At 71.5% G+C, this 20,678-nt stretch carries 20 protein-coding genes; 9 read left to right on the top strand and 11 right to left on the bottom strand.

Annotation, left to right across the window (positions count from 1 at the left end; all coding sequences use genetic code 11):
• The first annotated feature begins 129 nt into the window (after nucleotides 1–129).
• The 8 genes from ACTMTJ_RS08035 (at nucleotide 130) to ACTMTJ_RS08000 (ending at nucleotide 7,680) form a co-directional block, all read left to right on the top strand.
• Complete coding sequence (locus ACTMTJ_RS08035) at nucleotides 130–1,587, top strand: choice-of-anchor M domain-containing protein (protein WP_441215495.1); 1,458 nt, start codon at nucleotides 130–132, stop codon at nucleotides 1,585–1,587.
• Nucleotides 1,588–1,607: 20 nt separating this feature from the next.
• Nucleotides 1,608–2,684: a WxL protein peptidoglycan domain-containing protein gene (locus ACTMTJ_RS08030; protein ID WP_441215852.1), complete on the top strand. Its 1,077-nt coding sequence runs from the start codon at nucleotides 1,608–1,610 to the stop codon at nucleotides 2,682–2,684.
• Nucleotides 2,685–2,688: 4 nt separating this feature from the next.
• Nucleotides 2,689–4,206, top strand: coding sequence for a TIGR03773 family transporter-associated surface protein (locus ACTMTJ_RS08025; RefSeq protein WP_441215494.1), 1,518 nt, complete (start codon nucleotides 2,689–2,691; stop codon nucleotides 4,204–4,206).
• A gap of 156 nt (nucleotides 4,207–4,362) precedes the next feature.
• On the top strand, nucleotides 4,363–5,016 hold the full coding sequence (locus ACTMTJ_RS08020) for a choice-of-anchor M domain-containing protein (protein WP_441215493.1): 654 nt from the start codon (nucleotides 4,363–4,365) through the stop codon (nucleotides 5,014–5,016).
• Nucleotides 5,017–5,025: 9 nt separating this feature from the next.
• A complete protein-coding gene (locus tag ACTMTJ_RS08015) occupies nucleotides 5,026–5,679 on the top strand; it encodes a choice-of-anchor M domain-containing protein (protein ID WP_441215492.1) in 654 nt (217 codons plus the stop codon).
• 148 nt (nucleotides 5,680–5,827) lie between these two features.
• Nucleotides 5,828–6,241 carry a Fur family transcriptional regulator gene (locus ACTMTJ_RS08010; protein WP_441215491.1) on the top strand — a complete coding sequence of 138 codons (414 nt, stop codon included), beginning with the start codon at nucleotides 5,828–5,830 and terminating at the stop codon, nucleotides 6,239–6,241.
• A gap of 108 nt (nucleotides 6,242–6,349) precedes the next feature.
• Nucleotides 6,350–7,180 carry a class I SAM-dependent methyltransferase gene (locus tag ACTMTJ_RS08005; protein WP_441215490.1) on the top strand — a complete coding sequence of 277 codons (831 nt, stop codon included), beginning with the start codon at nucleotides 6,350–6,352 and terminating at the stop codon, nucleotides 7,178–7,180.
• A 53-nt stretch (nucleotides 7,181–7,233) separates the two neighbouring features.
• Nucleotides 7,234–7,680: a Fur family transcriptional regulator gene (locus ACTMTJ_RS08000; protein ID WP_441215489.1), complete on the top strand. Its 447-nt coding sequence runs from the start codon at nucleotides 7,234–7,236 to the stop codon at nucleotides 7,678–7,680.
• 118 nt (nucleotides 7,681–7,798) lie between these two features.
• On the opposite strand, the gene ACTMTJ_RS07995 is transcribed toward ACTMTJ_RS08000, so the two are convergent.
• From ACTMTJ_RS07995 to ACTMTJ_RS07970, 6 genes are all read right to left on the bottom strand, one after another.
• Nucleotides 7,799–8,104, bottom strand: coding sequence for a hypothetical protein (locus tag ACTMTJ_RS07995; protein ID WP_441215488.1), 306 nt, complete (start codon nucleotides 8,102–8,104; stop codon nucleotides 7,799–7,801).
• Nucleotides 8,105–8,536: 432 nt separating this feature from the next.
• A complete protein-coding gene (gene arfA / locus ACTMTJ_RS07990; RefSeq protein ID WP_441215487.1) occupies nucleotides 8,537–10,030 on the bottom strand; it encodes an arabinosylfuranosidase ArfA in 1,494 nt (497 codons plus the stop codon).
• A gap of 13 nt (nucleotides 10,031–10,043) precedes the next feature.
• Nucleotides 10,044–11,177, bottom strand: coding sequence for a sialidase family protein (locus tag ACTMTJ_RS07985; RefSeq protein ID WP_441215486.1), 1,134 nt, complete (start codon nucleotides 11,175–11,177; stop codon nucleotides 10,044–10,046).
• A gap of 37 nt (nucleotides 11,178–11,214) precedes the next feature.
• Nucleotides 11,215–12,033 (bottom strand): carbohydrate ABC transporter permease, encoded by an 819-nt coding sequence (locus tag ACTMTJ_RS07980; protein WP_441215485.1) that lies wholly within the window; start codon nucleotides 12,031–12,033, stop codon nucleotides 11,215–11,217.
• The gene (locus ACTMTJ_RS07975) at nucleotides 12,030–12,995 is read right to left on the bottom strand and encodes a carbohydrate ABC transporter permease (protein ID WP_441215484.1); all 966 of its coding nucleotides are present in this window, start codon (nucleotides 12,993–12,995) and stop codon (nucleotides 12,030–12,032) included. The genes ACTMTJ_RS07980 and ACTMTJ_RS07975 overlap by 4 nt, the downstream gene beginning before the upstream one ends.
• Nucleotides 12,996–13,059: 64 nt before the next feature.
• The gene (locus ACTMTJ_RS07970; RefSeq protein ID WP_441215483.1) at nucleotides 13,060–14,331 is read right to left on the bottom strand and encodes an ABC transporter substrate-binding protein; all 1,272 of its coding nucleotides are present in this window, start codon (nucleotides 14,329–14,331) and stop codon (nucleotides 13,060–13,062) included.
• Between the two features lie 311 nt (nucleotides 14,332–14,642).
• On the opposite strand from ACTMTJ_RS07970, the gene ACTMTJ_RS07965 reads away from it, so the two are divergent.
• Nucleotides 14,643–15,677 carry a LacI family DNA-binding transcriptional regulator gene (locus ACTMTJ_RS07965; protein WP_441215482.1) on the top strand — a complete coding sequence of 345 codons (1,035 nt, stop codon included), beginning with the start codon at nucleotides 14,643–14,645 and terminating at the stop codon, nucleotides 15,675–15,677.
• Between the two features lie 32 nt (nucleotides 15,678–15,709).
• Here the strand turns inward: ACTMTJ_RS07965 and ACTMTJ_RS07960 are convergent, their stop codons facing one another.
• Genes ACTMTJ_RS07960 through ACTMTJ_RS07940 form a run of 5 tightly spaced genes read right to left on the bottom strand, consistent with a single transcriptional unit; the run spans nucleotide 15,710 to nucleotide 20,211 of the window.
• Nucleotides 15,710–16,357: a hypothetical protein gene (locus tag ACTMTJ_RS07960; RefSeq protein WP_441215481.1), complete on the bottom strand. Its 648-nt coding sequence runs from the start codon at nucleotides 16,355–16,357 to the stop codon at nucleotides 15,710–15,712.
• Entirely contained in the window at nucleotides 16,354–17,949 is a 1,596-nt protein-coding gene (locus tag ACTMTJ_RS07955) for a hypothetical protein (RefSeq protein ID WP_441215480.1), read from the bottom strand. Before ACTMTJ_RS07955 ends, ACTMTJ_RS07960 begins: the two co-directional genes overlap by 4 nt.
• The gene (locus ACTMTJ_RS07950) at nucleotides 17,946–18,821 is read right to left on the bottom strand and encodes an ABC transporter ATP-binding protein (RefSeq protein WP_441215479.1); all 876 of its coding nucleotides are present in this window, start codon (nucleotides 18,819–18,821) and stop codon (nucleotides 17,946–17,948) included. Before ACTMTJ_RS07950 ends, ACTMTJ_RS07955 begins: the two co-directional genes overlap by 4 nt.
• Nucleotides 18,818–19,636 (bottom strand): hypothetical protein, encoded by an 819-nt coding sequence (locus ACTMTJ_RS07945; RefSeq protein ID WP_441215478.1) that lies wholly within the window; start codon nucleotides 19,634–19,636, stop codon nucleotides 18,818–18,820. The genes ACTMTJ_RS07950 and ACTMTJ_RS07945 overlap by 4 nt, the downstream gene beginning before the upstream one ends.
• Before the next feature lie 20 nt (nucleotides 19,637–19,656).
• Nucleotides 19,657–20,211 carry an RNA polymerase sigma factor gene (locus ACTMTJ_RS07940; protein WP_441215477.1) on the bottom strand — a complete coding sequence of 185 codons (555 nt, stop codon included), beginning with the start codon at nucleotides 20,209–20,211 and terminating at the stop codon, nucleotides 19,657–19,659.
• Between the last annotated feature and the right edge of the window lie 467 nt (nucleotides 20,212–20,678).

Here is a 20,678-nt window from a genome sequence, read left to right as displayed (position 1 = left end):
GGCCCGCCTCACCTCGACGCGCCGGTCGCGTCCGTGCTAGATTCCGGCGCAGTTAGTGGTATTGGATTTCATTTCCAATATGAGGTAGATGGCGCAAGGGGGAGGAATGTGAGAAGCCGAATGAGACCGATGAGCAGACCGCTGGTGCTGCTCGCGGCGATCGGTTCGCTGGTGGCGGCGGCCGTGGTGACGCCATCGCCGGCGCTGGCGGCGGAGCAGACAGTGCTCTCGCGGGGGCACGTCGACGTGATCGACGTGCACTACGAGGGCGGCGCGCTGTCGCTGAAGGTGCGAGACGACACGGGTGCGTCGCCGGTCACCCGGGATCCGGCGGACGTGCTGTTCCACGCGCTGCCGGAGTCGCAGACCACGGTGCCGGACGTGCCCAGCTACGCGTTCCTGGGCGCGCCGGGCACGCCGGTCTGGTTGTTGCCGCAGGTGCAGGACCCGAACCTGTTGTGGCCGGGCTGGGAGACGCTCAACCTGCCCACCGGTGTCTTCGCCGGCGGGAAGATCCGGCTGAGCCTTGTCGGCGTCGAGGGGCCGGGCCGGGTGTCCGTGTTCGTCAACGACCCGTTCGGCAACGCTCAGGTTCTGTTCCGCAGCGACGACGGCCTGCCGGACGCGATCGAGGTCGGTGACCACGTGCACGCCCACGCCAACTGGGCGTTCAGCGCGACCGGCCGCTACACGCTGAAGTTCCAGGCGGACGGCACGCTGACCGACGGCACAGCGGTGTCCAGCGGTGCGGTCGACTACACGTTCGCGGTTGGTGAGCTGACCGACCCTGATCCGGAGGTGGCTTTGGACATCTTCGGGATGCAGGACAGCTACGCACCGGGACAGCAGGTCAACCTCGTCGCCTTGCAGACCCCGGAAACCGAACTGGACCACTACCACTGGTTCAGCAAGTGCGCGGGCGCGGCCGACTTCGCCGTGGTGCCGGGCGAGGGCGGTGCCGCGTACTCGTTCACCGCGACCGAAGCGCTGGACGGCTGCCAGTACAAGGCGGTGCTCTACGACGAGGACCACAACGCGGTCGCCGAGGCGGCACCGGTGACCCTCGTCGTGGAGGACGGTGGTGGGCCAGGTGAGCCGGGCGGCAGCCAGTCGATCGTCGCCACGGTCCGGGAAAGCGACGGCGCGCTGGTGCTCAGCGTCGACCCGAACGACCGCACCGTCGCATTGCCGGCCACGACGCTCGGCGCCGCCGGCGACCGGCTGGAGGCCGCCGGGGCGCTGCGTCCGGTGACCGTCACCGACACCCGCGCCGCCAAGCCGGGCTGGAACGCGTCCGGCCAGGTCTCCGCTTTCACCGCCGACGGTGGGGCCAACTTCGGGGGCAAGTACCTGGGCTGGACGCCGCAGATCCTCGCGCAGGCCAGCGGGCAGGGTGTGGTGGCCGGGCCGATCGCGCCACCCGGCTTCACGTCCGGCAACGGTATCGCGGGTGGCGCGGTGCTGGGCTCGGCACCGGCCGGCAGTGGTCGTGGCACGGCCCGGCTCGGCGCCGAGCTGCGTCTGGAGCTACCGACCGACACCGGCGCCGGCACCTACACCGCGACGCTCACGCTGACCGCGATCTAGCCGTGCGCGTCCTTCTCACGATGGTGGCCGTCCTGGCCGGCGTACTGCCGGCCGGGCCGGTCGCCGCCGCCCCACCCCCGTCGCCGTCAGCGCCCGCCCCAGCGGCGGGTGCCGCGCCGGTCACCTGGGGGGTGGCGCCGTCCAGCCGGAAAGGACCGGACGGCCGGGCGGCTTTCACCTACAAGCTCGACCCCGGCGCGGAGCTGACCGACTACGCCGGCATTTCCAACTACTCCGGCCAGCCCATCACCGTAGACGTGTACGCCAGCGACGCGTTCACCACGCCCAGCGGCGGCTTCGACCTGCTGCCCGCCGCCCAGCGACCGACCGACGTAGGCGCGTGGGTGGTGTTCGAGCCCCGGTACCGGCGGCTGGTGATCCCGTCCAAGTCCAGAGTGGACGTACCGTTCCGGCTGACCGTGCCGCGCGACGCCACCCCAGGCGACCACGCGGGCGGGATCGTGGCGTCGATCGCCGAGCCGGGTACCGACGCCGGCGGCAACCGGGTGCGGGTCGACCGGCGGGTCGGCGCCCGGGTGTACCTGCGGGTCACCGGTGAGCTCGCGCCCGCGTTCACGGTCGAGCGGCTCGACGCCGGCTACGGCGGCACGCTCAACCCGTTCGCCGGTGGCACCGTGACCGCCACCTACCGGGTGCGCAACACCGGCAACGTCCGGCTCACCGGCAGGCCGCGCGTCGAGATCGCCGGCCCGTTCGGGATCGGCCGTCGCGGGGTGGACGCGGCCGCGCTGCCGGAGATCCTGCCGGGCGACGAGTACACCGTGACGACCCGGGTGCCGGGTGCGATCCCGTTGTTCCGCCTCGACGTCGACGTCGAGCTCGCCCCGGTGCCGGTCAACGCGACCGCGGCGGCCCCGGCCGCCACCGGCCACGCGGCGGTGTGGGCGTGGCCGGGGCCACAAGCGGTGCTGCTCCTGCTGTGCGCCGGCGCCGTCTGGCTGGTGCTGTACCGCCGCCGCGCCAGCGCCCGCGCGTTGGCCGCCGCCCGCGCGCAGGGCCGCGCCGAAGCCGCGGCCTCGCCGGCGGCCGGCCCGGAGCTGTCCGATGCCAACACAACCCGATCACGAGGGACATGACGCGATGAAACGCACCGCGAGCCTGCTGGCCGCCATCACGCTGGCGATCGCCACCGCCCCGGCCGCGGCACACGCCGAGCCCCGACCGCTGCCGGCGGCCGGCGCCGACCTGGTCTCCGTCCGCCTCGACGGCGACGCGCTGTCGGTGCGGGTCCGCGACGCCGGCCAGGCCCGCCGCGGCGAACCCGGCCATGACCCGGCCGCCGTGACGTTCGGCGGCGGGATGGCCGGCACTGTGCCCGACCGCGCCGAGTTCGGCTTCCTCGGCAAGGCCGGCACACCTGTCTGGGTGCTGGGCGGCGCCGGCGGCTTCCCGTTCTGGGACACCACCGCGATCCCGCGCGGCCGCATCGCCAACGAGACCGTCACGCTGCGGCTGCGCGACGTGGCGGGTCCGGGCCGGTTCCACGCGTACACGGTCTCGTCGTTCGGGGTGCCCACGCCGCTGCTCGGCACCAGCGAGGCCGGCCCGCGCGCGATGACGTTGCCGGTCGGCATCCGCACCGGGGCCGCGCTCTGGGCGTTCGACGCACCGGGCAGCTACCGCGTCACGCTCGACGCATCCGCCGGGCAGCTCACCACCACGGCGACGTACCGGATCGAGGTCCCGGAGATCTCGCCCGCCTCGCCGCCGCAGCCGCCGGCGAAGGCGGTCCCGGCGCCGCCCGCCCTCCGGACGCCGCCCACGTCGCCACCGGCGGACACCCTCGAGGCGCCCGAGGCCCGAGCGGCGCCGAAGGTCGCTGCCCAGGCCGCCGCCGCGCCGGCCAGCGGGCGCAAGGTGTTCGCCGACGGTCACATCGACATGGGCCCGCAGCTGTCCGGGAACACCTGGCGGATCCGGATCCGCGACGACACCGGCAGCCCGCCGGTCTGGCGCGAACTGTCCGATGTGGTCATCCATGCCGTAGACAAGGCGAAGATAAAGGTGCCGTCCGGAGCCGACTACAGCTTCCTCGGACCGGCCGGCTCGGACGTGTGGCTGCTGCCCCAGGCGCAGCAGTCCGGCATCGTCTGGCCCGGCTGGAACACCCAGGACCCCTCCGTCGTGGGCGGCACCCGCGGCAACGTCACCTGGCGGCTCACCACAGTGGACGGTCCGGGACAGTTCAAGCTCTTCCTCACCGGCTCCTTCGGCAAACCCAACGTGCTCTTCGACTCCGCCAAGTCGTTGCCGCAACAGCTGAGCATCCCGCCGAACACGCACGCCCACGGCAACTGGGCCTTCACCAAACCGGGCGTGTACCGCCTCGGCGTGCAGATGACCGGCACCACCAAGGCCGGCCAGAGCGTCACCGACAGCCGCACGCTCAACGTCGCGGTCGGTCCGGTCGACCCGAACACCGGGTTCGGCGGCGGCTCCTCAGGGGGCGGCGAGAACGGTGGCGGCTCGAACGGTGGCGGCAGCCTGGCGCGTACCGGGTCGGGCTGGGTGGTCCCGGCTGTCGCGGGTGGTGCCCTGCTACTGATCGTCGGCGCCAGCCTCGTGGTGGCCACCCGCCGTCGCGCCCGATCTGCCTGACTAGGGACGTGCCGGCAAATCAGGGCGGCGTGCGCGACGCCCTCACCACAGTGGGTGCGAATTTTCTTAACCGTCAGTCCACCGTCGCGCTATCGCTAACGGTTATCATTATCGTTAGTGCGGTCCATTGGGGACCGTCGGGGAGGAGTCAGTTACGTGCGCACCCCATTCCGTCTGTTGGTCGCGTCCGGGGCGCTGGTCGGTGCCCTCGTCGCGACCGGCACGCCGGCCCAGGCGAGCTCACAGGTCGTGATCAGCCAGGGGCACGTCGACGTGGTCGGCGTGGCCTACGAGGACGGCGAGCTCAACCTGCACATCCACGACGAGAGCGTCGACCCCGGCGTCGAGCGCGAGCCCCACGAGGTCACGTTCCAGGTGCTGCCGCAGGCCGAGACCACCGTCCCGGCCGACCCGGCGTACGGCTTCCTCGGCGCCGCCGGAGACCCGGTGTGGATCCTGCCGCAGGTGGAGAACCCGGAGCTGATCTGGCCCGGCTTCGGCACCGAGGAGATCGAGCCCGGCGTGTTCCAGGGCGACTCGGTGAAGGTGACGTTCGCGTTCGTCGCCGGCCCGGGCGAGGTGGCCGTCTACACCGAGAACGCCTTCGGCCTGCCCGACAGCGTGTTGGTCGACAGCGGCGACGGGCTGCCCGACACGGTCACCCTGCCCGCCGGGGACCACATGCACGCCAACTGGGCGTTCGACGCGCCCGGCCACTACTGGGTCGTCGTCGCCGCCAGCGGCAAGCTCGCCGCCACCGGCCAAACCGTGGCCGACGCCGGCCTTTACCACTTCCAGGTCCTCAGCTAGGAGAGCGCCATGCGCATCAGAACCAAACTGCTCGCGCCGGTCGCGTTGGCCGCCGCCGTCCTGGCCGGCACGTTGACCGCGGCGCCGGCGCAGGCCGTGCCGATCACGCTCACCAGTGGTCACGTGGACGTCCTCGACGTCGACTACGCCAGCGGCGCGCTCGTGCTGCGGGTCCTCGACGGCACCGGATCGACCGATGTCGAGCGCAACCCCGCCGACGTGGTCTTCCAGGTGCCGGTCGCGGCGAAGACCACCGGCGTGCCGAACACGCCGGCGTGGTCGTTCCTGGGCACCGGTGGCACCGCCTGGATCCTGCCGCAGAACCAGACCTCGGGCCTGCTCTGGCCGGGCTGGAACACCACCGAGGTCCCCGCCGGCGTCTTCGTCGGTGACAAGGTCACCTTCAACCTCACCGCGGTCAGCGGCCCGGCCGGCTTCAGCATCTACACCGCCGCGGGCGGCACCCCGACAGTGCTGTTCGACAGCGGCAACGGCCTACCCGACACCCTCGACGTCGCCCGGCTCGCGCACGCCCACGCCAACTTCGGCTTCGACGCCGCCGGCACCTACACCGTCACCTTCAACGTCACCGGCACCCTCGTCGGCGGCGGCAGCATCAGCTCCGGCTCCAAGCAGTTCACCTTCCAGGTCCTCAACAGCTGAGGACTTCCGCTCCACCGGGCCCCCGCCGACCTCCCGTTCGAGGCGGGGGCCCGTCCGCGCAAGGTGGGCGAAGCCCTCAGTACAGACTAGAATGACAACCGTTTCCGATAGGCTGTGATGGCTGGCCGATGGTGGCGAGGGGGCTGTGATGACCGAGGAGTTGTCCGGGTTGGGACGGCACACTCGGCAGCGGCTACAGGTCACCGCTCTGCTGGACGAGACGGACGAGTTCCGCAGCGCCCAACGCCTACACGAGATGCTGCGGGCGCGCGGCGAACAGGTTGGGCTCACCACGGTGTACCGCACGCTGCAAATCCTGGCCGAGGCTGGCGAGGTCGACGTCGTGCGGCTGCCCAGCGGCGAACACCTATACCGGAGGTGCGGCACCGACCGCCACCACCACCTGGTCTGCCGGCACTGCGCCCGCACCGTGGAGATCCCTGGACCCGGCGTGGAGACCTGGGCACGGCGGATCGCGCGGCAGCACGGATACGTCGACGTCGCCCAAACCCTGGAACTTTTCGGCACCTGCGCCGACTGCGCCGCGCTGGGCGCGACCTGAGCCGCGCCCGGTTGGTCGTAGGGGTTCACGTCGGGCGGCGGCCGGTGGCCGGGATCGTTCCACCGCGGACAGTTCTTCAAGGTGTAAGGCCGGCGAGGGGAGCGAACCATGACGGACAACGACAGGGCCGACGTCCGGTTGGGTGCCGTCCAGCAGACGTTGATGATCCCGCTGTACGGGCGGTCGGTGGAAAGCCGCAAACGGCGGCCGCTGCTGCGCGACGACCGGGCGGTGCAGATCGTCGAGTCCATCGACTACGACTTCGCCCAGATGAAGGCGTTCGCCGGCGGGGCGCGGGGCGCGGTGTTGCGTACCGCCATGTTCGACGTGTGGGTGCAGCGGTTCCTGGCCGAGCACCCGGGCGGCACGGTGGTGGAGATCGGCACCGGGCTGAACACCCGGTTCGAGCGACTGGACAACGGCAGTGTGCACTGGTTCGACCTGGATCTGCCGGACGTGATCGAGCTGCGCCGCCGGTTCTTCGCCGACACCGACCGGCGACGCATGATCGCCGGCTCCGTGTTGGAGCCGGCGTGGGTGGACATCGTGCGAGCCAGCCCCGGGCCGTACCTGTTCGTGGCCGAGGCGGTGCTGCTCTACTTCACACCCGACCAGGTGGAACAAGCGATCACGCTCATCGCCGCCAACTTCCCCGAAGCCCTGCTGGCGCTGGACACCGGCGGTCAGGTGATGGCCGACTCGGTGAACCGCAACGACGTGATGCGCGACATGGGCGCGCGGATGACCTGGATTTGCGAGGACCCGGCCGAGGTGGAGCGGCTCGGTGTGCGGCTGCTGGACTCGCGGACCTTCGCCGAACCCCAGCCGGAGCTGCGCGCCCGCATGCCGCTGCGCTTCCGGGCCCTCGCGGTGGTGATGGGGGCGCTGTTCCGCCGGCAAGTACGCGGCTACCACCTGAACCTGTTCCAAGCTCGGTAGGGGCCGCCCGCCGAGCGGCGAGCTGCGGGGGCAAGCAGCGCATATGCGAGTGGATGCATAATTGGTCGGTGAACCAGACCATCCCCAACGCGACCCGAAACACCCGCCAGCGGGCCGAGGTGCTCGCGCTGTTGCAGGAGACCGAGGGCTTCCGTACCGCGCAGGACCTGCATCAGACGTTGCGGCAGCGGGGAGTCAAGGTGGGGCTCACGACCATCTACCGCACCCTTCAGTTGCTCGTCGACGCCGGTGAGGTCGACACGACCCGCACCGGTGGTGGGGAGCAGCTGTTTCGGCGGTGCAGCCGCACCCACCACCACCATCTGGTCTGCCGGCATTGCGGAACGACCGTCGAGGTGAGCGGGCCGGCGGTCGAGCGCTGGGCGGACAAGGTCGCCACCGATTACGGCTTCACCGACGTCAACCACACACTGGAGATCTTCGGCACGTGTGCTCACTGCGCCGCCGCCGGAAACGGCCAGCGCAAGGCCGACGGCTGACCAGCACTACCAGAACTCCCATGGATTCGCCCGCACCGGTCCGACCAACGAGTCCGCCTTCGACCCGGACGCCCACCCCACGCCGCCATCGGCTGGCTCACCGACACCCTGACCCCCGTCACCGGTTTCCTCGTCGCGTGGCGATCGCATTGCTGATGAAGAGGACGATGCCGAGGGCGCCGAGGCCCACTCCGACGTAGCCAGCGAGTTCTCCCCGGGCTTCGTTCCTCTTCTCCTCGTCGTAGCTGTTGGTTTCGCCACCGGCAAAGCTCACGCACAACTGATCAGGTCTCATCGGGCTACCGTCGCACTCGACGGCGTCGCCGTTCGAAAGGGCCTCGGCGTTGATGAAGACCATGGCCAAGCCGACGATGACCAGAGCAAAGGCCATGATCCTCAGCCATGGCCAAGCTGAGCTGCGCATGCAACGGACCCTATCCGCCCCGATGTCAGGGATAGGATCCGGTTGAACGGTCCCGGCGGCGGCCTGGTGCCAGAGCACCCCACCACCGTTGCCACGGCTCGGGGCTGTCCGGCCGGTCCGGTCCGGCTCGCCGGGAGCGTTCGGGCATCGCGTCGGCAACCAGTAGCAGGCCGCCGGGCGTGCCGGCGCGGCGGCAGGCGACGACACGGGCGGTTGAGCCGGCACCGACCGGGCCAGTGCCGCGGCGGCGATCTGTCCGAGGACAGACGTCGCGACTGCTGGTCCGGCCGGCGGTCCACGGTGGCAGCTGGCCATCAACAGGCCCGGCCGTGGGGAGGCCGACTGCCTGGACGAGGTCGCGGCCAGCGGCGGCGGTCTCGACCTGGCCGCTCTTGCCAAGGCATGGGCGTAGCCGCTGCGTGTGCGAGAGCCTCAGCGGGCGGCCAGGACCGTCCAGGACTCGGGGGGAAGGGTCGTGGTCACGGTGTGCGGATCGGTGCCGGCGCTGACCGGCAGCGTGGTGAAGCCGAATCCCGCGGCCGCCTCCCGGTCGCGGGGACCTTTCTGGTCGGCGACGAGCACCCGGCCTGACTCGGCGCTCAGCGTTCCCGGCCCGCGGTACCGGACCTCCACAGTGGCCGGCTCGTCGCCGCGGTTGGTCAGGTAGGCGGTCACCCGCCCGGTCGCCGGGTCCGCCACGGCCGCGGCCGCGACCGCCGGGACGTCGCCGTACCGGCGGGTGTACAGCTCCGGCGCGGTGACCCGGGTGACCAGGCTGTGGCCGCGTGCGGTGGCGGCGACGGCGGCGACGGGGTGGAAGGTGGTCTGCCGCCACGCGGCGCCACCCGGGTCTGTCCTGATTGGAGCGATTACGTTCACGAGCTGGGCCAGGCAGGCGATCCGGACCCGGTCGGCGTGGTTGAGCAGGCTGATCAGCAGGTCGCCGACGACGACGGCGTCCAAGGCGCTGTAGGTGTCTTCGATCCTCGGGCCGGCCACGTCGATGTCGGGCAGGCCGGCGGCCTCGAACCGGCTCTGGTACCACACGTTCCACTCGTCGAACGAGATGCCGATCCGCTTGCCGCTGTGCTTGCGGGCGGCGACCGCGTCGACAGTGGCGGCAACGCCGCGGATGAACTGGTCCATGTCCACGCCGGAGGCCAGGAAGCTGCGCCGGTCGCCGTCGTGCTCCTCGTAGTAGGCGTGCATGGAGATGTGGTCGACGACGTCCCAGGCGCGTTCGAGCACCTCCGTTTCCCAGTAGCCGAAGGTCGGCATGGTGTGGCTGGAGCTGCCGCACGCGACGAGCTCGATCGACGGGTCCACGAGCTTCATGGCCCGGCCGGCCTGTGCGGCGAGCTCGCCGTACCGTTCGGCGGTCAGGTGCCCGGTCTGCCAGGGCCCGTCCATCTCGTTGCCGAGGCACCACAGCGGCACCCCGTACGGCTCTTCGCGGCCGTGCCGGTGGCGCAGGTCCGACCAGTGCGTGCCGCCCGGCAGGTTGCAGTACTCGACCAGGTCGGCGGCCGCCTGGATGCCGCGGGTGCCGAGGTTGACCGCCATCATCGGGGTGACCGCGGCGCGTTCGGCCCAGCCGAGGAACTCGTCGGTGCCGACCTGGTTGGTCTCGATGCCGCGCCAGGCAAGGTCCAGGCGGCGGGGCCGGTCGGCGCGCGGCCCGATGCCGTCCTCCCACCGGTACCCGGAGACGAAGTTGCCGCCCGGGTAGCGGACCAGGGTGGTGCCGAGCTCGCGGACCAGGGCGCCGACGTCGCCGCGGAAGCCGTGCGGGTCGGCGCTGGGGTGGTCGGGTTCGTAGATTCCGGTGTAGACACACCGGCCCATGTGCTCCACAAAGGACCCGAACAGGCGCGGGTCGACCTCGCCGCGGTGGTGCTCGGAGTCGATCAGGATCTTCACCGTCATCGTGGCCCCACCCTCAGGCCGCCGGCGCCGGCGCGGTGCCGACGACGATGTCGAGGTTTCCGGCCGCGTTGCGGCGGCTCGTCGACTGGACGAGGGTGCGGCCGTCGGGTGACAGCAGCAGGGTCTGGCTGTACCCGGCGTTCGGGTCGTCCGGGGCGACGGTGGCGGCGACCGGCAGGGGCACCTCGTGCCAGTCACCGTGACCGCTGGCGCGGTTGACCAGTGCCACGTTCCGGATGGCGCCGTCGGCGGCCACGGCGATCCGGCCGGTGACCAGGACGGTGGCGTGGTCCGCGCCGGGCGGGCGGGTCCAGCTGATGTTCGGCGTGCCGGACAGGCGGGTGCCTTCGACGGACTCCAGCAGGGTCCCGAGGTTGTCAGCCGGGGTCCACCGCAGACCGTCCGGTGAGGACACGAGGTGGACCGGCACGCCGGGCGGGCCGACCAGCTCGAGCACGCCCAGGACGCGGCCGTCCGGCAGGGCCGGAGTGGTGACCAGCATGCCGGGCCGGGTAAGCCGGTCCGGGACGCCGAAGTCGAGGACCGGCTCGCTCCAGGTGCGCAGGTCGGTGGAGGTGCGGTGGACGAGGACCTGGAGCATCCCGCGGTCCTTGTACCGCTCGTCGGAGTAGAGGCAGACCAGTTGCCCGCCGATCAGCTCCAGCTCCGGCTCCCACACGGCGCTGGTGGTGGACTCCGGTCCCGGGTCGTAGACGGCCGGCCCGCCCGAGTCGATCACCGACAGGAACTGCCAGGTGCGGGCGCCGTCGGTGCTCGCGTACAGCACAAGGTGCGTGCGGGACATGTCGTCCGGGATGGCGTTGCCGGCAGCGAGGATCGTGCCGGCGGCGAACCCGCCGACCGCCGCGGGCAGCTCGTACAGGGTGGGCTGGAACCGGTGCCCGACACCCAGCGCGGTGTCCCGGATCTGGGAAATCTGCGCCCAGGTCACTCCACCGTCGTCGCTGCGGTACACCGGGAAAGCCAGGAGCCCGGCCGGGTCGGGTAGCCCGTAGTCGAAGATCAGCAGCAGGGCTCCGGCGTGCGGCCCGTCCGGGTCGGTGTGCAGCAGCCGCGGATAGTTCGGCTCCCGCTCACCGGCCGGCGCGCTGAAGATCGTCGTCTCGGTGATGGTGGTTTCCGGCATGGTGCTCCTTACTCTTCATGCTTTCCCGAACGGACTTTCACTTGATGCCGGTGGTGGCTATGCCCTCGATAAACCGGCGTTGGATCAGCAGGAACAGGACGATCAGCGGCGCCATCGAGATGACCGAGCCGGCCATCACCAGGCCGTGGTCGACGACGCCGAACTTTCCGGTCAGCAGCGCCAGGCCGGCGGTCAGCGTGCGCATGTCCTGGTCGGTGGTGAAGACGAGCGGCCAGAGCAGGTCGTTCCAGTTGTTCATGAATACGAACAGCGCCAGGGTCAGCAGGGCGGGCTTGGCGTTGGGCAGGATGATGGTCCGGAAGATCCGGAACTCGCCCGCGCCGTCGACGCGCGCCGCGCTGTCCAGGTCGCGCGGGATGGACAGGAAGAACTGCCGCAGCAGGAAGATGCCGAACGCGTCGGCCGCGCGGGGCAGGATCATCCCGGGGTAGGTGTTGACCAGACCGAGCTCGTTGACCAGCCGGTACACCGGCACGAGGGTGGCCTGGAACGGCACCATCAGCGTCGCCAGGATCGCGACGAGTACCACTTCCCGGCCGCGGAAGTCGATGCGGGCCAGCGCGTACGCGGCCATCGAGTCGAAGGCCAGCGCGAGCACGGTGACCCCGCCGGCGAAGATGACGGTGTTGAGCAGCAGCCGCCCGAACGCGAGCTGGTCGGCGATACCGGAGTAGTTGCCGGTGGTGAAGTCGCGCGGCAGCAGGGCCGGCGGATACGCGTTGATGTCGGCGGTCGTCTTGAACGAGGTGGTCAGGATCCAGATCAGCGGCAGCAGGACGGCGGCGGCGCAGACGAGCAGCGCGCCCAGTGTGGCCACCCGGCGGACGGCGGTCACGATGCGAGGTCCTTTTCACCACGGCGGAAGAAGAGCAGCTGGAGTCCACTGAGGACCAGCGTGGCCACGAGCAGCAGCAGCGACAGCGCCGACGCGAAGCCGAGCCGCAGGTCGGTGAAGCCGCTCTCGTAGATCTGCATGACGATCGTCGTGGTCTTGCGGTAGGGCCCGCCGGCCGTCATCACGTAGATCTGGTCGAACGCCTGCAACGCCGCGATGACCGCGATGATCAGCACGAACGCGGTGGTGTTGGAGAGCAGTGGCAGGGTCACCCGCCGGAAGCTCTGCCAGCGGTTGGCGCCGTCGACCCGGGCCGCCTCGTACAGCGGCCGCGGGATGCCCTGAAGGCCGGCCAGGAAGATCACCATGTAGAAGCCGACGTTCTTCCAGACGGCCACCGCCACCACGGCGGGCATCGCCCACGTCGGGTCCTCCAGCACGTTGCCCAGATCCAGCCCCACCTTGCCGAGCCAGTGGTCGAGCAGTCCGATGTTCGGGTCCAGCAGGTACGACCAGGCGATCGCGACCACGCCGAGCGAGACGACCACCGGCAGGAACAGCGCCGTGCGCAGCGCGGAGCGCAACGGCAGCCGGGGGCTGTTCATCAGCAGCGCCAGTCCCAGCGCCAGGCCCACGACGACGGGGGTGAACATCACCGTGTACGCCACGGTGTTCACCACCGCGGTGCGGATGTCGTCGTCGCCGAAGATCTCGCGGTAGTTGTCCAGCCCGACCCAGGAGGACTGGCCCAGCCCGGACGCGTCGGTGAACGACAGCCACACGACCGAGACGATCGGCCAGCCGACGAATACGACGAGGATCGTCACCGCCGGCAGCAGGAACGCGGCGGCCACCCGTCCTCGCCGGGCGCCTGGCGGGCGGCGCCGGCCTCCCAGGGGCGCCGGCGCGCGGTACGGCTTGCGGTGTTTCCGCGGTGGTGCGATCGCGGAGGACGTACTCATGGGACTCCCTCACCCGTGGGTGCGGGTGCCCGCGGCGCGCGGTCCGCGGGCACCGGCATCGCGCCTAGCCGAGCTGTTCGACGAGCTTGTCCTGGTACTCGGCCAGCAGCGCCTCGGGTGTGCCCTGGCCGGCTACCGCCTTCTGGGTCAGCTCGTCGACCACGTCAGTGCTGATCTTGTCGTAGTTGACGACGCCCGGCAGGTAGATCCGCGCCTTTGGGGTGAACGAGGAGAACGCGGTCACGTCGGGGTTGGCGGCAAGGCTGGCGGCCGGCACGTCGGTGCGGTCCGGCGGCCACCCGGAGCCGATCGACCACTCGGTCTGCTGCTGTGCCGCGTTGAACCAGGTGAAGAACTTCTGCGCCGCCTCGGCCTGGCGGTCGCCGGCCTTTGCGCTGATCGACATGGACAGCGAGACCGCGGCGGTCACCTGCTCCTTGGGGCCGGCGGGAAACATCGCCACGCCGTAGTCGATCTTCGAAGCCTTGGACAGGCCACCCATCCACACGCCGCCGATGTACATGGCCGCCTTGCCGCCGAGGAAGAGCTTGTCGCCGTTGATGCCGTCCAAGCCGGCGGGGGAGAGCTTCTTGGTGCGGATCGCGTCGACCCAGAACCGGAGCGTCTCCGCGTTCTCCGGGCTGTCCAGCACCGCCTTGCCGTCCTTGACCACGTCACCGCCGTTGCCCCAGAACAGCGACGGCCAGATGCCCGGGTTGCTGTGGTCCGGCAGCGCGATGCCGTACTGCTCCGGGGTGCCGTCCTTGTTGGCGTCGACGGTCAGCTTCTGCGCCGCCGTGACCCACTCGTCCCAGGTCGCCGGCGGTGCGGTGATGCCGGCCTTCGCGAAGAGCGCCTTGTTGTAGTAGAGGGAGATCGGCCCGAAGACCATCGGCACGCCGTACTTCTTGCCGTCGAGGGTCACGCCGTCGACCGCCGGGGCGAGCAGCTTGTCGGTCTCGTTGGCCGGCGCGGCGTAGTAGTCGCTCAGGTCGGCGTAGGCGCCCTTCTTCACCCGCCCGGCGAGGCGTTCGTTGGGCTGGGCGATGATCGTGGGTCCGTTGCCGGCCGAGAGCGCCGGCAGCAGCTTGTCCTCGATCACGTCCCAGGGATTCACCTCCTGCTTGACCACCACGCCGGACTGCGAGCTGTTGAACCGGTCGATCAGCTTGGTGAGCACCTTGCCGTCCTCGGCGGTGAACCCGTGCCAGAACGTCACGGTTACCGGCCCGCCGGCCTGCTCCTGCTCGCCGTCGCCGCAAGCGGACGCGGCACCTAGTGGCAACGCCAGCGCGAGTGCGAGCGCCACCCACCTCGCCATCGGTCGTCGACGCATGATCGTCCCTTCTATCGAAGCCCTTCGCACTGTGTGAGCGTTAACATGACCGCTCGAGCGCGTGGGTTGGTTGGTCAGTGCTTTGAAGACATGGGTGCTAGCCAGACCCGCCAGGTGGTGGGCCGACGCTCGCGTCGCGGTGGTGACGCCGAGGTTTCAGGTTGGTTGCCTAGACGAGTGTTATCGTTCTCACGCGGCGCTGTCAAGAGCGACACCCGTCGGTAAAAATCAATGCGTAGGGCCAGCACAGCTGGGCATGGCAGCGTTAACATGCTTCGGAGACGGCTCGACTCGCGCGGGAGAGGACTCAGGTGACGGTTCCAGCACGGACCACCCGTACGGCGGTGATCGGCGATGTCGCCCGGCTTGCCGGCGTCTCCAACCAGACCGTCTCGCGCGTGCTCAACGACCACCCCCGGGTGCACCCGGAGACCCGCGACCGCGTCCTCGAAGCCGTCCGCCAGCTCAACTACCGCCCCAACGCGATGGCCCGCGGCCTGGTCCGGCGCCGGTCCCACATGATCGGCGTGGTCAGCTTCGACACCGTGCTGTTCGGCCCGGCTGCCACGCTCCTCGGCATCGGCCGCGCCGCCCGCGCCGCCGGCTACGGCGTCAACATCATCACTCCGGAAACCGCCGATCGGGCCGGTGTCATCGAGGCCGTCGAGACGCTCGCAAGCCAAGCCGTCGCGGGCGTCATCATCGTCTTCGCTCCGCAGGCCGCCGCGGCGACCGCGCTCTACAACCTGCCGTCCAACCTGCCCGTTGTCGCGATCGAGGTCGGCGTCAACGACGAGATACCGACCGTCCGGATCGACCAGAGCACCGGCGCCCGGCTCGCCGTCGAGCACCTGCTCGAGCTCGGCCACCAGACCGTCTGGCACGTGGCCGGCCCGCGTGACCGGCTCGACGCCCAGGATCGCGTCGAGGGCTGGCGCGCCACCCTCGAAGCCGCCGGGCGCACCGTGCCACCCGTGATCGTCGGCGACTGGAGCGCGGAAGCGGGATTTCAGGCCGGGCTCCAGCTCGCCCGCCGCGACGACGTCACCGCGATCTTCGCCGCCAACGACCAGATGGCCCTCGGACTCCTCCGAGGACTACACGAAAGCGGCGTGCGCGTCCCCGACGACATCAGCGTCGTCGGCTTCGACGACATCCCCGAAGCCGGCTACCTCATCCCGCCACTGACCACCATCCGCCCCGACCACGACCACGTCGGCCGGCAAAGCGTCACCGCGCTACTCCACCTCCTCGATCACCGCACCGGCACGGGCCAGATCCCCGCCAAGATCGTTCCCACCCTGATACGCCGCCGCAGCACGGCGCCGCCATACGTCGCAAGCTAGCGCCGGTACGGACCACACAGGCGGAGCGTCGTCTAATGCCCGCGGCGGTGGACTGGATCGCGGCCCGCCCACAGCAGCGCGATCAGCGCCGCGGCCAGCAGTAATGCCCAGCGGCCGTGGGCGGCGGCCCAGCGGTCGTCGCCGGGCGGCACGTACAACGCCCAGCGGGCCGGGAGCAGGACCGCGGCGGTGGCCAGCACCAGCACCCCGGGGCCGGCCAGCAGGCCCGCGGCGCCATCGCCCATACGGAGCCGCGCGGCGGCCAGGGCCAGTGCCGTCGCGGCGAGGGCCGCCGCCTCGATGGTGACGCCGCCCAGTCGCAGCGTGGCCGCGGCGCCGTCTTCGGCGCCCGCGACGGTGGCGCCGAGAAGGGCGGCCCACCAGGCCCCGGCCACGGCGGCGGCCAGGGCGGCGCGGAGCAGGTGGCGCAGCAGGCGTGGGGTCGGCACGGTCGCGATGCTGCGCGCCGCCGGGTCGTCGAGCAGGAACGCGATGCCCACCGCGCCGCAGGCGGCCGCCACGCGCAGCAGCCCGAGCAGGTCCTCGTCGCGCAGCGAAACGGTGGACACGGCGGGCCCGGCGACGATCACCAGGCCCAGCCCCGCCGCGGCGAGGAACAGCGCCCACGGCATCGCCCGCGCGGTCGGCACAAGCAGCGCGGGCACCGTGCGAGCCTTCATGCCGAGCACACCATCCGCTCGCCTTCCGGCAGCTCGGCGGGCACCGGCACGCCGAAGAGCTCGCCTACCCGCTCGGTCGGAGCGTCTGTGGCGGTCAGGCGGGCCCACGACGACACGATCAGTGGGGCAACCTGCTCGGCCGGGCGGCGCAGCAGGGCCCAGGCCACCGCCATCTCACGGTCGGGCACGCTGGCCCCGAGCAAGCCGCTCACCGGGTCGTCGAAGCCTACGGCTCCCCCGCTGCTTTGGTCTATCGCGCGGAGGTCGTCGACCGCGCCGGGCATGGACTGCGCGGCGAGCCAGGCCATCACCACCGCGCGCGCTCCACAGAGGACGCCCGCCGCACCGGTGCCCGCATGGGTGACCATCTCATAGGCCACCATGCCGGCGAACGCGATCTCGGACCGGCCGTCGCCCCAGGCGGTGCCGACCGCGACGGTGCGCGGAGTGCCGGCCGCGGCGTCGCCCCGGCGCCAGACATCCGCCTGCGCGGAGGGGTTTCCCACTGACGAGCTGGCGAACGAGTCCCGCTCCACGACCCGCTGGCGCACCGTGAACGGCTCCCGGGCGACGTCTTCCGGCACCCACCTCAGGACGCCGCGGACTACTTCGTCCCACGCGTCGATCCACGGGGTGAAGTCGGCGAACGCGCAGTATGTGATCTGGTCGACCCGCCGGCACACCTGGCGCTCCGCGGGGCGCTCGACGGCGGCGGTGAAGGCCGCCCGCGCCGCCTTGTCGGGTGGGATCAGCTGTGCCGTCCCGGCCAACGCGGCGACCGACAGGCCGGCCACGGCGACCGCGGTGAGGCGGCGGCCGCGCGCCCCGCTGACCAGCAGCGCGGCCGCGGCGGCCAGGACGATCAGGCCCACCACGTATGCCAGGTGGCGGCCGGCGGGGCGGGTCAGCAGGTCGACTGGCAGGCGCGGCGGCTCCGGCTCCATGGCCACGGGCAGCAGCCACCGCACGTGGCGCGCGCCCGGGACGGAAGGCAGGATCGATGCGAAGCTCGCCACGGCCAGCGCGGGCAGCATCAGGACCGGCAGGATGTGCGACCGGATGGTGCGTGCCAGCAGCACACCGGCGGCGCCGAGCAGCAGCACGAGCGCCGGGTAGAGGGCGAGCTCCCACGGATTGGGGCGGCCGGCGGCGCCGGGCAGCGCGGCGAGAAAGCCGATGCGCACGCCAGCTAGCGCCGCGGCGACCACCGCCAGTGGCACCACGGAGAGCAGGAACGCGCCGGTGCGCCACGGGTCGGGCAGGACGAGCACCTCGTACAGCGGTGCCGTGTGGTGCCGCTGGGCCCGCAGCGCCGCGAAGCTGGCGCCGACCAGCGCGCCGCCGCCGAGCAGCAGCATCGCGACGAACTGCGGTGCGGAGTCGGCGTCCTGGAGGATCGGGTAGCGGTCGCCGCCTATCAGCTTGCCGACCGCCCAGGGGACCATGAAGAGCAACACGCCCAAGATCACCGCCGGGTGGCGGAGCAGCCGCACCGCCTCGACCCGGGCCAGGGCGAGCATCGCCCGCCGCTGTTCGCCCGGCACGACCGCGATGTCCGCCACGCGCGGTGGCGCCTGCGCCGCCGTGCTCACGCCGCCTCCTTGCCGGACGCGACGTCGACGAGCATCAGGTAGCCGTCTTCGACCGTGGGGTCGACCAGGTCGGCGCCGGGCGGCGGGTCGCCGACGTGCCGGTATAGCCCGCTGCCGGTGCGCCACGAGGCCAGCGCGCGCGGCTCGCGGGTGCCGCCGGTCCAGACCCGGCCGGCGGCCAGCGCGGCGAGGTCGGCCGGTGGACCGGCGAACCGCACCTCGCCGTGGTCGAGGACGATCACGCGCTGGCACAGTGCCATCGCCTCTTCGGTCTGGTGGGTGGAGAGCAGCACCGTGCGGCCCTCGCCCAGCTCGGCGATCATCTCGCGGAAGCGCAGCCGCTGCTCCGGGTCGAGGCCCACGGTCGGCTCGTCGAGGATCAGCAGCTCCGGGTCGCCGACCAGCGCGGCGGCCAGCGCCACCCGTTGGCGCATGCCACCGGACAGCGCCCGGATCCGCTTGCCCCGCTGGCCCTGCAAGCCGACCGCCGCCAGCACGCGGCTCACCTCCTCGTGCCGGCCCCGCCGGTCGGTCAGCTCCTTGAGGATCGCCACGTAGTCGACGAACTCGAACGCGGTGAACCCCGGATGGAAGCCCGGATCCTGCGGCAGGTAGCCCATCCGGCGGCGGACCGACAGCCGGCCGGCGCCGGTGCGCGGGTCGGCGCCGAGCACGGTCAGCTCGCCGCTGTCCGGGATCAGCGCCGTGGCCACGATCCGCAGCAGCGTCGTCTTGCCCGCGCCGTTGGGCCCGAGCAGTGCGGTCACCCCGTCGGTGAGCGAAAACGTCACACCGGCGAGGGCGACGGTCCGCCCGTATCGCATGGACAGGTCGGACGCCCGGACGGCCGGAGCGGTCGCCGTGACGGTCACCTGAACCTCCTTGATGTCTCGAACGCCCGGCGGTGCCGGGCGAGGAACGCGGCCACCATGACGGTGGCCAACGCCAGGACGACCTGGCCGGCGGGAACGAACACCGGCGATCCGCCCGAGCCCGCCGCGGCTGTGGCGCCGACCAGCGCCAGCCAGCCCAGGCCGACCGCGACCGCGGCGGTCACCGGGCCGAACCGCGGCGTCAGCGCCAGGCAGGTCACGGTCAGGGCCAGCGACGGCAGGAACCAGCCGATCGCCACCAGCCCCAGATCGGGCACGGCCAGCGTCACCGCCAGGCTGAGCGCCGTCGTCACCGACAGCACCGCCGCACACCGCAGCAACAGCAGCCGGAACGTGTGCATCGGTGCCACCAACGCGACCTCGTATGTCGGGTCGACCCGCGGCCCGAACGAGAGCGCCACACCGGCCACCGGCAGCAGCGGCGCCATGGTCAGGAAGGCGATCGGGTCGGCAAGGCTGCCCATCAGCGCGGACAGCACCAGGGTCGAGGTGACCGCCGCCAGCCAGGACAGCCGCAGCGAGGGGGTCGCGGCCAGGAGGCGGGCGGTGTGGTCGGGCACCCCGGCCCTGACCAACAGGCGCTCGATCGGTCCGGGGCGCGGCGCGTCGAGCTCGACCTCCAGCCGCCGCCAGCCCGCCCCCACCAGCTCTGGCTCGACCGCGCCCGAGAGCCGCGCGCGGCACCGCGCGCAGGCGGCCAGGTGTGCGTCGGCCGACCACAGCGCCGGCGGTGCGAGCGCCTGCGCCACGTATCGGCGGATGTCGTCGTCGGGCAGGTGCCACTCGGTGTCCACGCCCCCTCCTTCCCGCTCGCTCACGCCAGCTCCTCGCGCAGCTGGCGGCGGGCGCGCATCGCCCTGGTTTTGACCGTGCCGGCCGGTATGCCAAGCAGCACCGCGGCCTCGGCGGTCGTGAGGCCGTCGATGACGGTCGCCTGCATCACCGCGCGCAGCTCCGGTGACAGGCGGGCGAGCGCGCCGGCCAGGTCGCCGTGCTCGACGCCGAGCAGCACACGCTCCTCCGCCGATGGCTCCTCGACCGGCCGCCGCCGGGCCAACATCCCCAGCAGCCGGTCGCGGGCGCCATGGCCGCGCAGCGCGTCGATCAGGCGGCGCGAACCGATCCGCCACAGCCAGCCTGCGACGTCAGCACCCGGCTCGCCGCGGAACCGCGCGGTGCCTCGCCACACCGCCAGGAACGCCTCCTGCACCACGTCGTCGACGAGGCTGTGGTCGGCACAGCGATACCGCAGGCGGATCACCAGCCACGCCGCATAGCGCCGGTAGAGCGCCTCGAAGGCGTCCCGGTCGCCACGAGCGATGGCGGCGAGCAACTCGACGTCGCTCGGCGTGCCAGCCGTATCCCTCACACCCTCTCATCGCGTCGAAGCGGCCGAACGGTTCACGGCTCGCCTTGGTGTAGGCGGTTGCGGATTAGCGAAGCATCGAAGCCGATCTGTTGACAGCATCGATGGCGCAGTGACAGCATTCGCTCCATCGATACTGTGCGCCAACGGGGGACTACTGCGCGCGAGTACGACGGGAGTTTGTGCGTGGCTTCGTGCCGCGGTCCCCTGACACCTCATGGGGGAGGACCGCGTGGCCGCGCATTTGGTGGATCTCACGCCGTTGTTGATCGTTCTGGCCATCTTTTCGGTTTTGCTGTTCAAGGCCGGCCGGCACAGGTCGTCCTTGACCAGGATCGCACTCGGTGTGGGTGCTGGGTTGTGGTTGGCCCTGGTCGGAGGCGCGTTGTGGATGGTGGGTCAGGCCACCGCCGCGCAGCTGGCGGTGCCGCCGGTGGCGACCTCGCCCGGTAATCCGTGCGCACAGGGGC

The organism is Phytohabitans sp. LJ34, from assembly GCF_052068095.1.
Taxonomy (GTDB): domain Bacteria; phylum Actinomycetota; class Actinomycetes; order Mycobacteriales; family Micromonosporaceae; genus Phytohabitans.
This window is presented reverse-complemented; position numbering and strand designations above follow the sequence as displayed.